Below are 15035 nucleotides of genomic sequence, written 5' to 3' on the forward strand. Positions count from 1 at the left end.
GTGGTTGAAAAGTGATCTCAAGCATAAAATGAATGTTTTAAATAGGTGTTTATATTTTATTGGAGTGGTTCGTTTTCTAACTATCTTGTAAGAGTAGTATCGAATGGCGGTTTCTTTCTTATATAAATAATGCTTACAGAAATCATGGATCCTTCTTACGAAAATATTTCATCCAATGGGTGACAGGTCTCGTTCTTTGTAGGTAAACTCAAGCTTTATAGGTAAACTCAAGATTGATAACTATTCAAAATAAGGGAATCTCCCATGTACCAAGATTTGATTCGAAGTGAACTCACAGAAGCTGCTCAAGTACTCAACGCTTTTCTAAGTGATGATAAAAATCTTCAAGATATTGAAGCGGCGGCTAAACTGATAGCGGATTCATTTAAGCAAGGTGGCAAAGTGTTGTCTTGTGGTAACGGTGGCTCGCACTGTGATGCGATGCATTTTGCTGAAGAATTAACGGGACGCTACCGTGAGAACCGCCCGGGTTACCCTGGGATTGCTATTTCGGATCCAAGCCACCTTTCTTGCGTCAGTAACGATTTTGGCTATGAATTTGTTTTCTCGCGTTACCTTGAAGCGGTAGGACAAAAAGGCGATGTGCTATTTGGCCTTTCTACCTCGGGGAACTCTGGCAATATCTTAAAAGCGATGGAAACGGCTAAGCAAAAAGGCATGAAGACGGTTGCTTTAACGGGTAAAGACGGCGGTAAAATGGCAGGTATTGCTGATGTGGAAATTCGTGTTCCTCATTTTGGTTATGCTGACCGTATTCAAGAAGTCCACATTAAAATTATCCATATCGTGATCCAATTGATTGAAAAAGAGATGGAAAAGTAACTTCCTATCTTTAAGCTTGTAAAGGAATGATGAATGTGTGAATTGCTCGGTATGAGTGCCAATGTCCCAACCGACATTTGCTTCAGTTTTACCGGATTAATCCAACGTGGTGGAAAAACTGGCCCTCATCGTGATGGCTGGGGGATCACTTTTTATGAAGGTAAGGGGTGTCGTAATTTTAAAGATCCGAAACCGAGCTGCCATTCTAAAATTGCCGAGCTAGTACAAAGCTATCCTATAAAAAGTTGCGCGGTGATTAGTCATATACGTCAGGCTAATCGAGGTGAGGTGAATTTAGAAAATACTCATCCATTTACTCGTGAGCTGTGGGGGAAGAATTGGACGTTTGCCCATAATGGTCAATTGAGTGGCTACCAAGATTTAGATACCGGTCGCCATCGTCCAATTGGAGAAACCGATAGCGAGTTGTCGTTTTGTTGGATTTTAAAGCAGCTTGAAAACCGTTACCCAGAACCTCCACATTCTCGTCAAATGCCAGAGATCTTTCAGTTTATTGCTCAATGTTGTGATGAGTTGAAAAAGTTAGGCGTGTTTAACATGCTGTTGAGTGATGGCGAATATGTGATGATGTACTGCACCAACAATCTTCATTGGATAACAAGACGAGCCCCCTTTGGTAAAGCGACATTAATTGATGAAGAAGTCAGTATCGACTTTCAAGAAGAAACCACGCCCAATGATGTGGTTTCTGTGATTGCCACTCAACCGTTAACCGATAACGAACGCTGGCATAAAATGAAGCCGAGTGAATATGGCGTATTTCATTTTGGTGAGCTGATTTTAGATAATAGTTTAGATTTGATTGATGAGCCGTTTGCGTAAAAGGTCATTGGGTTCCTAGACCCTAGTTTCAAGGAAAAGCAATGAGTTGTACTCTGAAGCATAGTGTCATCCTGAAAAGCGACGAAGGAGCGCAGTTCAGGATCTCCTCAAGTAATATTGAGTATAAATAATGCAGGAATATTATCGATACAAATGAAGCGATTTTAAACTTTCTTTGTAACTTGCAACACTACTCTTCGGCGTATCCATGTAGCCCTAATGGCTGACCATCCAAATAAGCTTGCTGTTGTTTCATCTCTAATCGGCCTTCAATAAACCATTTAGTGACAAGAGGGTAGATTTGGTGTTCTTGAATCAGGACTCGTTTTGCTAAATCATCGGCAATGTCATCTTCAAAAACAGGCACTTTGGCTTGTAGAATAACGGGGCCACCATCGAGCTCTTCAGTAACAAAGTGAACGCTGGTGCCATGTTCATTATCGCCAGCATCAATGGCTCGTTGATGAGTATGTAAGCCTGAGTATTTAGGAAGTAGAGAAGGGTGGATGTTCAGCATTTTGCCTAAGTAGTGTTCTACAAAGTTACTGCTGAGAATTCGCATGTAACCGGCAAGAATAATTAAATCAGGTTGATAGGTGTCGATTTGCTGCATCAATTCAGTGTCAAAAGCCAAACGATCGGGCTTTCCATCTGAATTTAGAAAGTCTTGCGCGGAAAGGGAGTGAGCTGCGATTGAATGATTTTTTGCACGCTCTAAACCATAAGCTTCAGCTTTGTTTGAAAACACTGCCGTGACTTTGGCTTGAATTTGTTCGGATTCACAAGCATCGATAATGGCTTGTAGGTTGCTTCCATTACCTGAAACTAATACAACGATATTTTTCATACATTCCTTGCCAAATAAGAACAGCCGAAAGTCAATTTGACTTTCGGCTGTTTGCTTATTTAATTTCCACTTGCTCTTCACCAGCTTCAGCTGTCGCTACTTGACCGATGATCCAAGCGTTTTCGCCTTCAGCATTAAGTAGTTCTACCGCGGCTTGCGCTTGATCTTGTGGAAGTGCCACAATCAGGCCAACACCACAGTTGAACGTGCGGTACATCTCGTAGGTTTCAACATTACCTTTTTGTTGCAACCAAGAGAAAATGGCCGGCCATTCCCAACTGTTACCATCGACCACAGCTTTAGTGCCTTTTGGTAATACACGTGGGATGTTTTCCCAGAAACCGCCGCCAGTAATATGAGAAATCGCATGGATATCATGCTTTTCAATCATTTTAAGCGCTGATTTGATGTAAATCTTCGTTGGTTCGATAAGGTGTTCACCGATCGTACGACCGTTTAAGTCTTCATTTAAATCAGCTTGAGACACTTCAAGGATCTTACGAATAAGTGAATAGCCATTTGAGTGAGGGCCACTTGAACCTACCGCGATTAAAGCGTCACCAGCTGCAACTTTTGTGCCATCGATAACATCTGCTTTTTCGACTACGCCAACACAGAAGCCGGCAACATCGTAGTCTTCGCCTTCATACATGCCAGGCATTTCAGCAGTTTCACCACCGATTAAAGAACAGCCAGCTTGGATACAACCTTCACCGATGCCAGTTACCACTTCTGCTGCGGTATCAACATCTAGTTTGCCTGTTGCGTAGTAGTCTAGGAAGAAAAGAGGTTCTGCACCTTGAACGATTAAATCATTCACACACATGGCGACAAGGTCGATACCAATGGTGTCGTGTTTTTTCATATCCAAAGCCAGACGCAGTTTCGTTCCAACACCATCTGTGCCAGAAACTAAAAGCGGCTGCTTGTATTTGGTTGGTAGCTCACATAATGCACCAAAGCCACCGATGCCGCCCATAACTTCAGGGCGACGAGTGCGTTTTACCACACCTTTAATTTTATCGACTAATGCATTACCTGCATCAATATCAACACCAGCGTCTTTATAGCTTAGAGAAGAATTGTTACCACTCACGGGGATATCCTCGCCTTTGATTTGATTGGATGTGAAAAACGGGGGTATTCTAACAGGGGATGAAGTGAAAAGGAAAACGTTTGCGTCAGTTTTTTTTGCTCCATTTATTCTTGCTGAAACTCGCTTCTTGAAGTTACTTGGGTATATAATTCTCTTGTTTGTCAAAATTAAGCACGGAGTTGGACATGAAAGTCGTAGAAGTTAAACACCCACTGGTTAAGCATAAGCTTGGTCTCATGCGCGAAAGCGATATCAGCACCAAACGTTTCCGCGAATTAGCAACGGAAGTGGGCAGTTTACTCACTTATGAAGCGACCTCTGATTTTGAAACAGAGAGAGTGACCATTAAAGGTTGGAATGGCCCGGTTGAAATTGACCAAATTAAAGGCAAAAAAGTCACCGTTGTACCGATCCTTCGTGCTGGTTTAGGTATGATGGATGGCGTACTTGAGCACATGCCAAGTGCTAGGATTTCTGTTGTTGGTGTATATCGTGATGAAGAAACACTAGAGCCAATTCCATACTTTAACAAATTAACCTCTAACATTGATGAGCGCATTGCTCTCGTTGTCGACCCCATGTTAGCAACAGGCGGCTCGATGATTGCAACGATTGACTTACTAAAAGAGCAGGGTTGTAACCACATTAAAGTATTAGTACTAGTCGCTGCGCCAGAAGGCATTGAAGCTCTAGGGAAAGTCCACCCAGATATTGAGCTATATACTGCTGCGATTGACGAAAAACTGGATGATAAAGGCTATATCGTTCCTGGGTTAGGCGATGCTGGTGATAAGATCTTCGGTACTCAATAAGCTTAATCTAGCTTTAATGTTTGAGGGCTAGGGAATTTATTTACGAAAAGCGACTCTATTAAATGGAGTCGCTTTTTTGTGTCTACTGATACGAAGAAAAATGTATACGTTTCATGTATTATTAGCGGCTTAATATATACCCAAGTAACTTATGTATTAAGTAACTTAGGTATAAAGAGTGTGGTGTTACTACACGGAATGATGTCTGAATAAAAAAAACAGGTCTGTTATGCGTTATCTTGTTATCCCCCTTGTTGCTTCAATTTTATTTCCATTAACGACGGTCGCCAAAACGACGGTTGATGTATACCACGCTGAAGTTGTGTTAAGTAATGAAAAAAATGCACGCTCAATCGCATGGGGAGAAGGTCTCGAGCAGGTGTTAATTAAAGCATCGGGTAATGTCAATATTGCTGATAATGAGGTCGTAAAAAAAGCCATGCGCGATGGTTCTGATTATTTGGCTAAATTTGAATATAGCACGCTAAATGGTGAAAAAAGCTTAGATATGCAGTACAGCCCCAAGCAAGTCAGTGCCTTGTTATCGCAAGCCAATGCTTCGGTTTGGCCTAAAGAGCGTGAGAATGTTTTAGTTTGGTTGGTGCAAGATGACAATGTTGAGCGTCAAGTAGGTTGGGAGCAATCTGGATTAGATTCCGTATCTGCTTTGCAAACGGCCGCGCAGCAGTCAGGGCTTCCCATCACTTTGCCAGTGGGTGATATGGATGATTTAACTAAAATTTCTGCGCCAGATTTATGGGGCGGTTTTCCAGAGCCACTTGCCGCTGCTAGTGTTCGTTATCCGGCAGATTCAGTACTCGTGCTAAAAGTGGTGGCTGATGGAGCATCTTCAGAAGTCAATTGGCAGCTTTATGATATGGCGCCTGACAGTATTACCTCTTCGCCTCAATCAGCTGTTACAGGTGTTGAAAGTGGCGATGTAGCTCAAGCAATAGATAAAGCCATTGACCGAGTTAGTGCTTACTACGCTAAGAAAAACAAACCAACCGGTAAGCAAGTGGCGGATGATGCGCTATGGGCTCATTTCTCTGGCATCCAATCGGCTCAATCTTTCTTTAATTTAGAGCGTTCTTTACTTGATTTAGAGAGTGTTGCAACAGTACAGGTGCACTCGATTCAAGGTGCGAATGTAACATTCAATATTCAACTATTAAGCAATAAAGCGGAATTTGAAAAGCAAGTCTCAGGATTAAAAGGAATAGAGCAAACACAAGCGCCTGTGGACTCTGCAAAAGTGGCAGAACAAGCGGCTGCAGAGCAGTTAGCGCAAGCGGATGATACTCAGCAAGGCAACCAGGCTACAGGGCAAGAAGTAGAGCAAGAAACAGATGCGATTGATCCAGAGAGCTCAGAGTCAGAAGAAAAAACAGTTGATGAACAATTGCCAGCCGATCAGCAGTTGTGGTTTAACTTATAAAATAAGGTAGACATAACCAGATCACCTGGATATAACAAAGGGAGCCAAGTTCCAAGTTGGCTCCCTTTGTTAGCGTGTTAATTAGTTCAGTGACTAATTGATAACTTAAAGCGCGGTTTCTAGCACTTTACGTGAACGGGCAATATCAATTGAACCGTGCTCACCTAGTTTTGTCATGCCATGTGCTTCTAAGCTTGCAATGGCAGTATCAACGTCGGCTTGTGCAAGGTCGATTTCACCAAGAGAAACTGGAGTCTTCATTTGGCTGAAGAATTGTTTCGTTTTCTCAATCGCCGCATCAATACGAGCATCATCAGAACCTTCAGTGATATTCCAGATACGCTCTGCATATTGTAGTAATTTCGCTTTTTTCTCTTCGCGACATACACTCATTACCGCAGGGAGTACGATGGTTAAGCTACGGCCGTGGTCTACACCGAAGTTACCTGTTAGTTCGTGACCAATCATGTGGGTCGCCCAGTCTTGAGGAACACCAACACCGATTAGGCCGCTTAGTGCTTGAGTTGCTGCCCACATAACGTTAGTACGAGCTTCGATATCTTGTAGATTATCAATTAATTTTGGACCTTCTTCAATTAAGGTAAGTAGAATACCTTCCGCGAAACGGTCTTGGATTTTTGCGTTAACTGGGTAAGTTAAGTATTGCTCCATAACATGCACAAAGGCATCAACCACACCGTTAGAGGTTTGACGCTCAGACAGGCTTAATGTGGTTTGTGGATCTAACACTGCAAATTGAGGGCGAACTAGCGGGTTCATAAATGCTAATTTTTCTTTACCACGAGTAACCACGGCACCAATATTAGTTTCAGAACCGGTTGCCGGTAGGGTTAAGATACAACCTAAAGGTAGCGCACTGTTCACTTCAGCACCTTTGGCTAAAATATCCCAAGTATCACCTTCAAAACCAACCGCCGCAGAGATGAACTTAGTGCCATCAACCACTGAGCCACCGCCAACAGCAAGTAGGTAGTCAAAGCCTTCGGCACGGATTTTTTCCACCGCTTTCATTAAAGTGTCGAATTGTGGGTTTGGCTCGATTCCAGAGAATTCATCCCAAGTATGATCTTTAAGCGCAGCAACCACTTGGTCATAAACACCGTTGCTTTTGATTGAACCGCCACCGTATGTCACCAGAATTTTTTTGTCTTTAGGAATGCTATTGGTGATTGCTGAGATTTGACCTTGGCCAAAGTGAATTTGAGTCGTATTTTGATAGCTAAAATTGTTCATTTGTTGCTCCAGAGTAAATCGTCGCTTTTGCGTGAAAGCGACGTTATTGAATTTAAATTGTGTTCAGAATGATGATTTTTTATTACAGTTTAATGAGCATCTTACCGATGTTCTCACCTTTAAATAATCCAAGGAAAGCATCAGGGGTAGCTTCGATACCTTCACGGGTCGTCTCTTTCCAGCTGATTTTTCCTTGCTCAACCCATTGAGTTAATTGCGCCACGTAGCTTGGATAATGTTCCCAGTGATCAGAGACAATGAAGCCTTGAATGCGTAGGCTCTTCTTGACGATGTTAGCCAGGTTATTTGGGCCCGCTTTAGCATCTTCTAGGTTATACAAATCAATCATGCCGCAGACACTCATGCGTCCATAACGATTTAATAAATTTAATGCGGCTTCTAAGTGATCACCACCAACATTCTCGTAGCATACATCAACACCTTGTGGGCAATGTTCTGCGAGTGCGGCTTCAAACTCTGCGGCGTTGTTATAATCTTTGTAATTGATGACGCCATCGACACCAAGTGATTTTAACCATTCCACTTTTTCAGCACTGCCAGCACTACCAATAACACGGCAACCTTTTAATTTAGCAAATTGACAGACTAGGCTACCGACCGCACCTGAAGCAGCAGAAACTAATACGGTTTCGCCTTCTTTCAGTTCGCCAATAATATTCAAACCAACCCAAGCGGTTAAGCCTGGCATGCCAGCAACACCAAGGAAGCTTTGGTCGGGTAGTGTAGTCTGTGGCAGCTTTTGTACCATTTCACCGGTTGAGACGGCGTATTCACGCCAACCAAGCATGCTGTTAACTTTATCGCCTACTTGAAAGTCTGGGTGTTTTGATTCAATCACTTCACCAATCGCAGAACCTTGCATTAATTCGCCAAGTTGAAATGGCGGTACATAACTTTCGGCATCGGTCATTCTGCCACGCATATAAGGGTCAACGGATAACCAAAGATTTTTAATGATGAATTGGCCTTCAGCGATATCTGTAATCGTTTCGGTTTGTAACTCAAAACACTCTTGAGTAGGCATGCCCGCTGGACGTTGTTTTAAAGCGTAACCTTTACTTTCAATATGCATTGGAACCTCTATCGTGGAGTTGACTGAAATTTTATGCTGTTAGAATAGCGAGAAAGGTAATATATTCCTAATGCATAATGATAATTACCAAAATGAGCTAAAGTCATATCATGAATAAGCTAAATCAAGTCGACTTAAATTTATTGGTCGCATTACAAGCCTTGATTCGTACCAAGAGTGTTACCAAAGCAGCTTTGCAACTTAATATCACGCAGTCAGCAATGAGCCGAACTTTGCAACGTTTACGTCATCAGTTTGGTGATCCGTTATTTGTACGAACTAAAGGTGGCTTATTACCTACCGAGCGTACGATTGAAATGTCGACGTCATTGGATTGCTTATTGCAGCACGCAGAGACTTTACTCAACCCAGCGGCTTTTGAACCTAAGCAAGCCAATACACATTTCACTTTAATGATGAGTGATTTTTTCTCGCAAGTTTTCATGCCACCTGTTTACAAAACATTATTTGAGCAAGCACCGGGCGTGTCATTGACGTGTTTAAATCGTCAGCCAGATATGATGGAAAAATTATCACTTGGTGAGGCTGATTTAAGTTTTAGTAGTGATGTACAAAAACCGCAAGCTGATATTTATGCGCAGGCTCTTGGCCCCGATCGTTTAGTTACCATGGTGAGAAAAGGGCATCCCTTAGCCCGTCAGCCTTTAACGTTAGATGCTTATTGTAATAGTGTTCATGCCTTGATTAGTATGGGGGGCGATCGTGCAGGGGCGATTGATTTGGCGTTAGCAAAAATTGGTCGTAAACGTAACGTGGTATTGCGAATGCCACATTTTACCGCTGCGCCTTACGCTATTGAACAAAGTGATTTATTGCTGACCTTACCGGGGTGTTTGGCGAGAAAAATGGCAGAGCATTTAGATGTGGTGGTGATGGATACTCCGGTAGACACGCCGACATATCAATATTACATGGTGTGGCATGCTAGGCAGCATAATAACCTAGCACACCGCTGGCTTAGAACCGAAGTTCAGACGGTGTTATCTCAAGCTTTTTCTGAATAATTATACCCGTCGTACTTGAAGCTGCAGCTTTGTTGCCGGCGTTCATTCTCCCCAATCGAATAGACAAGCTATGCTCATGGGGTCTCATTCACTTGTCGCCTCACTGTAACTTCAATTACTTTGGGTATGTACTATTTGTTTGAACCTTCATATTTGGCTTTTTCTTGCTTTTCTACTTCAGAAAGACGCGTCAGTTTAAGGCCAAGCGCTTTACCTTTGTGGCGAGCATAAAGAATATTGGCTACAAAATTAATGCTCGTTAGTAGGAGTTCAATGGCTGCAAGCAGACGCTCACCATTATCGATATATAAAATGGTCAGTGAGTGCAAAAAGTAGAACATTAAAATGAAGTTTGCCCAGGCGTGGGTATAGGGCTTACCTTTAATGATACCGATAAAAGGCAGCAGTAGCGGAATACACCAACCTATGGTGACTGCAGTTGAATTAAGATCGGGATGAGGGGAAATAAAACCATGCCATGCCAGTACCCATAGCAATAGTGCCAAATAGCTGAATAAAGCTAAGTAGCGAGCAACCAAGTCGCGAGAAGAAAGTGGCGATGTCGCCGGTGATTGTGTCATAAAGTCCGTTTCTTAATTTGATGAAGAGTGGAGGGATGATAAGGCTAAAGCCGCTTTTGCTAAACGTTGGCCTTGCGCAAATGCTAACTCAGTCACTTGTTTATCGAGCCCGCTATGACCTTGTTTCGATATTGAACTTGCTCCATAGGGCGTTCCACCTTTAAAGCTAGTGTGTAGATTTGGCTCTGAATAAGGGAGTCCCATTACCATCATGCCGTGATGCAATAACGGTAACATCATTGATTGCTGAGTCGTCTCTTGCCCGCCATGAGGGGACGATGATGAGGTAAACACACAAGCAGGCTTATCAATTAAATCACCAGCGATCCACAAAGAAGTGGTTTGATCCCAAAAGTGTTTCATCGCGGCGCTCATATTGCCAAACCAAACGGGGCTACCAATCGCCAGTCCAGCACATTGCTTTAACTCTGGTAATTCGATCACAGGGTCGGTAGTAGGATGATCGTCATTGGGCACAATATCCGCAACAGTACGCAATGAAGCTTGACAGTTTTCTACCGATTCTACTCCTCGGGCAATGTGGCGAGCTAACTGTTGTGTTGTACCATGTCGACTATGGTACAACACGATAATGCTGACGGTTCTAGCGGAGTGTGTCATAGGATTTCAAGCACTTGCTCTGGTGGACGGCCATGACGAGCTTGATCATTGGCGACGACTATAGGGCGTTCAATCAGCTTTGGATTTTCAACCATCGCGTTAAACAGGTCATCATCACTCAAAGCTTCATCGGCTAAGTTTAGTGATTTATAACTATCTTCTTTGGTGCGCATCATATCGCGAACATTGGTTAAGCCTAGTTGTTTAAACAGCGTTTTTAGCGTGGCAACATCAGGTGTTTCATCAAGATATTTTACTACTTGTGGCTCAATACCTTGGTTGGTTAATAGCTCTAATGTTTGGCGGCTTTTTGAGCAGCGGGGATTGTGATAAATAACGACAGTCATGAAATATCCTTATGAAAATAAATTATTGTAGGGCAGCAAAACGTTGTTGTTCAATACGTAACTGATCAATACGAGCATCGTATCTTGCTTGTTGTAGGCTGCCTAATTTGGCTAATTGGCTTGCCCGGGTGTAGTTGCTAATTGCTTTATTCCAATTGGCGCGCAGTGCAAATATTTCACCTTCAGAGGCAAGTTGTTCCGGCTCATTGGCTACATTGCGGTTTGCATCAGCTAATAGAGACCATCCCACCGTTTCATCTGGGTGAGAATGAGTATACTTTTGTAAAATGTTTATCGCTTCTTTATTACGGTTTGCTTCGATAAGAATATTGGCATAGTTAATGGTTAATACTTGATTGCCCGGTTTTCTTTCGAGGCCTTTTTTAAGCAAGGTTAGCGCCTTGTCATACAGTTTTTTATGAATGTATAAGTCAGATGCGGCATCAAGAAAAAAGTTATTGTAGGGATCGCTGGCCAGTAGTCGAGTTAAGATGGATTCGGCTTGTTTGATTTTTCCACTATCCATATAAACCAAAGCTTGGCCGTACTCTAAGGTTGGCTTTATCATTGGGCTGGCTTTTTGAAGTCTACGCTCAAACCAATCGAGAGATTGAGCGGAATCGATATCAGCATAGCGGGCGATCACCCGCGCTTTAGCAAGATGGAAACTGATGGAAATAGGTGGGTTTACTCTAGGGTAACGACCCGCTCTATCTCTTGCTTCAGTTAGACGAGCTTTAGGTAAGGGGTGGCTAAGTAACATCGGCGGTGGTGTACTCGCATAGCGATACTGATCGGCTAAGTGACCAAAGAAGTCGGGCATGCCTTCAGGATCAAAACCGGCTCTAGCTAATGTGGCAATACCAAAGCGGTCAGCTTCTTGTTCATTGGAGCGCGTGTAGTTAATACTGGCTTGCATTGAACCTGCGGTAGTGGCGTTAATCGCAGCAATACCTGCTTCTGGAGAGGCGATGGCAAGTAATAACGAACCCACTAATGCAGCAATAGTTAATGGTGTACGACGCGCTTGATCTTCCATTCGTCTTGCAAGATGTCGTTGGGTGATATGTGATATTTCGTGCGCAAAAACCGAAGCAAGTTGGCTTTCATTGTTGGCGTGAAGAAATAAACCAGTATTGGCAACCACGTACCCACCAAAAAAAGCGAAGGCGTTAACGCTACGATCACGGATCAAGTGGAAATGAAAAGGGGTTTTGACATCATTAGCATTGGCAACCAGCTGGTGGCCTAACGAGGTGATGTACTCATCCATCACTGGGTCACTAATAATTGGACTGGTGCTGCGCAAAATTCTCATATAAGCATCGCCATACTCTAATTCTTGAGCAATGGTCAATGTGCCTGCTGCAGCGGTACCTATATCCGGTAAGTCTTGCTGTGCATAGGCGATAGGTTGTACGCATAATAAAGCCGAAAGACATAAGCATGCGGTAGTGCGAAAAAATTGGCGCATATCGTTAAGCAACATCCATTATTATTTACAGCTAAGGGGATTATTTGTTTGTGGTATAAGACCCTAGACGATTAGCTTGGTTTCTTTTTTACGGAAAGTATTTATACTCGCTCATGATTAATAACTCTATCATAAAGGTTGTCTGGCAGAATGAAAGTAGAGTGTCTTGATTTACGATCTCAGCGCTGCCCAATGGCACTATTGTTAGCCAAACGAAAAAGTGCTGAATTGTTGAACCAGCAATCACTAACCATCTTATCGAATGACACTGCATCGATTAACGATATGATTCGATATTTTAACCAAGCCTCGTATTCAGTAACAGTACAACAGCATAATGACGAATGTACTTTGTTAGTAACGAAAAAGGAATCAAATTGAATGTTTGAAATGATAGTTCGTTGGTATAAAAAACGATTTTCTGATCCACATGCAGTGAGCTTAGTGGCGATTTTATTATTTGGTTTTATTACGATTTACTTTTTTGGGCATTTAATTGCGCCATTCTTGGTCGCTATTGTGTTGGCGTATTTGTTAGAGTGGCCAGTAAACCGTCTATCTAAAGCGGGGTTACCTCGGCTTGCTAGTGTTCTTATAGTTGTGAGTGCTTTCATTGGCTTGATGTTGTTAGCTTTTTTTGGCCTAGTACCAACTATTTGGCGACAGATTGCTAGCTTACTTAATGATATGCCGGGCATGTATACCACCTTCCAAAGTTATATTGCGAGCTTACCACAGCGTTATCCAGACATAGCGGATGTCCAAGTCATTGAAGTGATCATGCATAACGCTCAAAATAAAATAATCGGTATGGGCGACACCATTTTACGTGGCTCAATGGCTTCATTACTGAGTTTGGCGACTCTAGGGGTTTACCTAGTACTCGTGCCTTTATTGATTTTCTTTTTATTGAAAGATAAATCAGAGCTTATGGCGGCGTTCAGTGGGGTGTTACCACAAAATCGCCGCTTAGCCACTAAAGTGTGGGATGAAATGCACAACCAAATCTCCAACTATATTCGCGGTAAAGTCGTGGAGATTGTGATCGTTGGTGTGGCAACTTACATTGTATTCTTGGTGTTTGGATTACGTTATCCTGTACTACTAGCCGTTGCGGTCGGTTTTTCCGTGCTTATCCCTTATATTGGTGCAGTGGCGGTTACCGTCCCAGTTGTATTGGTCGCACTATTCCAGTGGGGATTGGTGCCTCAATTTTATTGGTTAGTGATCGCTTATGGCATTGTTCAAGTGCTCGATGGTAATGTGCTGGTACCAGTGTTGTTCTCGGAAGCGGTTAATTTACATCCAGTTGCTATCATAGTAGCGGTATTAGTCTTTGGTGGCTTATGGGGTTTTTGGGGAGTATTCTTTGCCATTCCATTAGCCACATTAGTCAAAGCTGTTTGGCATGCGTTACCAAGTAACGAAACAAATAATGAGCCACCTACAGAGTCAGTATAGTAAATTAACGGCAATTACTGAGATCTAGTCATTGAAAAACGCCCAGATATCATCAAATATCTGGGCGTTTTAGTGTGTCTACTTCGTTACTTATCTAAAGCGATTAAGCATTGTCATTTAGGTAGTTAAGTACGACTTCATGATGATCTTTGGTTTTAAACTTATTAAATACATGTTCAATCGTGCCATTTTCATCAATTAAGAAGCTAATACGGTGCAAGCCATCGTAGACTTTGCCCATAGATTTTTACCCTTGGAAATTTTATGAGACAAAATTTTTGACATTTATTAACAAATTGTATCTTTAACAGTGAGTTAGGTTAATAATTTTTCTTTTTGAACCTCAATTATAGCAACTGTCATAATTTTTTGTAAATCGGGCTGATTTTGACACTTTTCCAAGCGCAAACTTGTCATAAAAACTAAGGCGTTGCTATAAGTTGAAGTTGATAGTCATTACGATGGGATCGCTTGGTGATCACATATACACTTGTCACCTAACTCACCTCTGGACAAAAACGTTTCAGCGACTTTGCTAATTTAGCATTTAACGGATTACCTCAGGTATAGCGATACAGCCCAATATGATAGGCAAAGTACCTATTCACATTACCATATTCGCTGCACTCACAGCTACGTGTAACGGTGATAGAGAATTAAAGCCATAATAATCGCTAATATTCGCTGATGAGCTTCTTCCATATCATCAAAATGGTCTTGACCAAAACGTCTTGCTGCTTCTACACGCCCCGCCGCTGCCAAAACTAGGTTCCTCGCATTTTCATCATGGAAACCACCATCTTGCAATAAAATTTGATAGCTTCTACCGATCCAAATCTGACCCTGCTTGTAGATACCAGAGTTTTCAAAATCCCTAGTTTTTTTTACAACAATATCCTCATTGTCATGATAGTTATCGGGGATACAGCATCCTCCCATTTCTTCAATCAACATATTAAGTTCATAAGCAAAGCTATCTGACTCAGGCTTGTACTCTTCACTCGCTGAGTACCAACTTAATTCCCAATAGGGGCGAATATGGGACAATGGGCGTAGTACCATTTGATCAAGAAAATCGCTGTTTTTGAAAAAAAACTTCATAACCCCCTTCCTTTTGCGAATGTGTAATAGCCTATCTATTTTTAGAAGCGGTGGTAAAGAACAATAGAGAGGATTATACATAGCATTTTTCGGTGACCATTTTCCATAAAATCAATATGATACTGACTACGGCCAAGTGCAGATTTGACTCTACCTGCCGATGCTAATATCAACTCTGATTGTTCGAAATCCTCGAAGC

At 42.2% G+C, this 15035-nt stretch carries 16 protein-coding genes and 1 pseudogene; 7 read left to right on the plus strand and 10 right to left on the minus strand.

Features of this window, described 5'->3' with window-relative positions:
- Positions 1-264: 264 nt before the first annotated feature.
- Positions 265-843, plus strand: a complete 579-nt coding sequence (lpcA, locus tag K358_RS0111330; protein ID WP_027696933.1) for a D-sedoheptulose 7-phosphate isomerase — start codon at positions 265-267, stop codon at positions 841-843.
- A gap of 33 nt (positions 844-876) precedes the next feature.
- Positions 877-1686: a class II glutamine amidotransferase gene (locus K358_RS18400; RefSeq protein WP_038150117.1), complete on the plus strand. Its 810-nt coding sequence runs from the start codon at positions 877-879 to the stop codon at positions 1684-1686.
- Between the two features lie 190 nt (positions 1687-1876).
- Here K358_RS18400 and purN read toward each other — a convergent pair whose 3' ends face one another.
- Positions 1877-2533 (minus strand): phosphoribosylglycinamide formyltransferase, encoded by a 657-nt coding sequence (gene purN, locus K358_RS0111340; RefSeq protein WP_038150119.1) that lies wholly within the window; start codon positions 2531-2533, stop codon positions 1877-1879.
- A 55-nt stretch (positions 2534-2588) separates the two neighbouring features.
- Positions 2589-3629 (minus strand): phosphoribosylformylglycinamidine cyclo-ligase, encoded by a 1041-nt coding sequence (gene purM, locus K358_RS0111345; RefSeq protein WP_027696935.1) that lies wholly within the window; start codon positions 3627-3629, stop codon positions 2589-2591.
- 185 nt (positions 3630-3814) lie between these two features.
- Here purM and upp point away from each other — a divergent pair, with 185 nt between their 5' ends.
- Positions 3815-4441 (plus strand): uracil phosphoribosyltransferase, encoded by a 627-nt coding sequence (gene upp, locus K358_RS0111350; RefSeq protein ID WP_027696936.1) that lies wholly within the window; start codon positions 3815-3817, stop codon positions 4439-4441.
- Positions 4442-4670: 229 nt separating this feature from the next.
- Positions 4671-5879, plus strand: coding sequence for a DUF2066 domain-containing protein (locus tag K358_RS18405; RefSeq protein ID WP_051241291.1), 1209 nt, complete (start codon positions 4671-4673; stop codon positions 5877-5879).
- 105 nt (positions 5880-5984) lie between these two features.
- Here the strand turns inward: K358_RS18405 and K358_RS0111360 are convergent, their stop codons facing one another.
- Positions 5985-7133: an iron-containing alcohol dehydrogenase gene (locus K358_RS0111360; protein ID WP_027696937.1), complete on the minus strand. Its 1149-nt coding sequence runs from the start codon at positions 7131-7133 to the stop codon at positions 5985-5987.
- Positions 7134-7215: 82 nt separating this feature from the next.
- A complete protein-coding gene (locus K358_RS0111365; RefSeq protein ID WP_027696938.1) occupies positions 7216-8226 on the minus strand; it encodes an NADP-dependent oxidoreductase in 1011 nt (336 codons plus the stop codon).
- A gap of 110 nt (positions 8227-8336) precedes the next feature.
- On the opposite strand from K358_RS0111365, the gene K358_RS0111370 reads away from it, so the two are divergent.
- Positions 8337-9251 (plus strand): LysR family transcriptional regulator, encoded by a 915-nt coding sequence (locus tag K358_RS0111370; protein ID WP_027696939.1) that lies wholly within the window; start codon positions 8337-8339, stop codon positions 9249-9251.
- A 131-nt stretch (positions 9252-9382) separates the two neighbouring features.
- On the opposite strand, the gene K358_RS0111375 is transcribed toward K358_RS0111370, so the two are convergent.
- From K358_RS0111375 to bepA, 4 genes are read right to left on the minus strand one after another with little or no spacing between them, the layout of a single operon-like run.
- Positions 9383-9832: a DUF2069 domain-containing protein gene (locus tag K358_RS0111375; protein WP_027696940.1), complete on the minus strand. Its 450-nt coding sequence runs from the start codon at positions 9830-9832 to the stop codon at positions 9383-9385.
- A gap of 12 nt (positions 9833-9844) precedes the next feature.
- Positions 9845-10453 (minus strand): NAD(P)H:quinone oxidoreductase, encoded by a 609-nt coding sequence (gene wrbA, locus K358_RS0111380; RefSeq protein WP_027696941.1) that lies wholly within the window; start codon positions 10451-10453, stop codon positions 9845-9847.
- A complete protein-coding gene (arsC, locus tag K358_RS0111385; RefSeq protein ID WP_027696942.1) occupies positions 10450-10800 on the minus strand; it encodes an arsenate reductase (glutaredoxin) in 351 nt (116 codons plus the stop codon). The genes wrbA and arsC overlap by 4 nt, the downstream gene beginning before the upstream one ends.
- Positions 10801-10822: 22 nt before the next feature.
- The gene (gene bepA, locus K358_RS0111390; protein ID WP_027696943.1) at positions 10823-12274 is read right to left on the minus strand and encodes a beta-barrel assembly-enhancing protease; all 1452 of its coding nucleotides are present in this window, start codon (positions 12272-12274) and stop codon (positions 10823-10825) included.
- Positions 12275-12424: 150 nt separating this feature from the next.
- Here bepA and K358_RS0111395 point away from each other — a divergent pair, with 150 nt between their 5' ends.
- Together K358_RS0111395 and K358_RS0111400 are read left to right on the plus strand one after the other, a co-directional pair.
- Positions 12425-12655 carry a sulfurtransferase TusA family protein gene (locus K358_RS0111395; RefSeq protein WP_027696944.1) on the plus strand — a complete coding sequence of 77 codons (231 nt, stop codon included), beginning with the start codon at positions 12425-12427 and terminating at the stop codon, positions 12653-12655.
- The gene (locus K358_RS0111400; RefSeq protein ID WP_027696945.1) at positions 12656-13735 is read left to right on the plus strand and encodes an AI-2E family transporter; all 1080 of its coding nucleotides are present in this window, start codon (positions 12656-12658) and stop codon (positions 13733-13735) included.
- Positions 13736-13838: 103 nt separating this feature from the next.
- Here the strand turns inward: K358_RS0111400 and K358_RS19065 are convergent.
- A pseudogene (locus K358_RS19065) lies at positions 13839-13982 on the minus strand (thioredoxin-dependent thiol peroxidase); the annotation flags it as partial.
- 386 nt (positions 13983-14368) lie between these two features.
- Entirely contained in the window at positions 14369-14836 is a 468-nt protein-coding gene (locus K358_RS0111410; RefSeq protein WP_038150121.1) for a hypothetical protein, read from the minus strand.
- Positions 14837-15035 lie beyond the last annotated feature (199 nt).

The organism is Vibrio litoralis DSM 17657 (assembly GCF_000426765.1).
Lineage (GTDB): Bacteria > Pseudomonadota > Gammaproteobacteria > Enterobacterales > Vibrionaceae > Vibrio > Vibrio litoralis.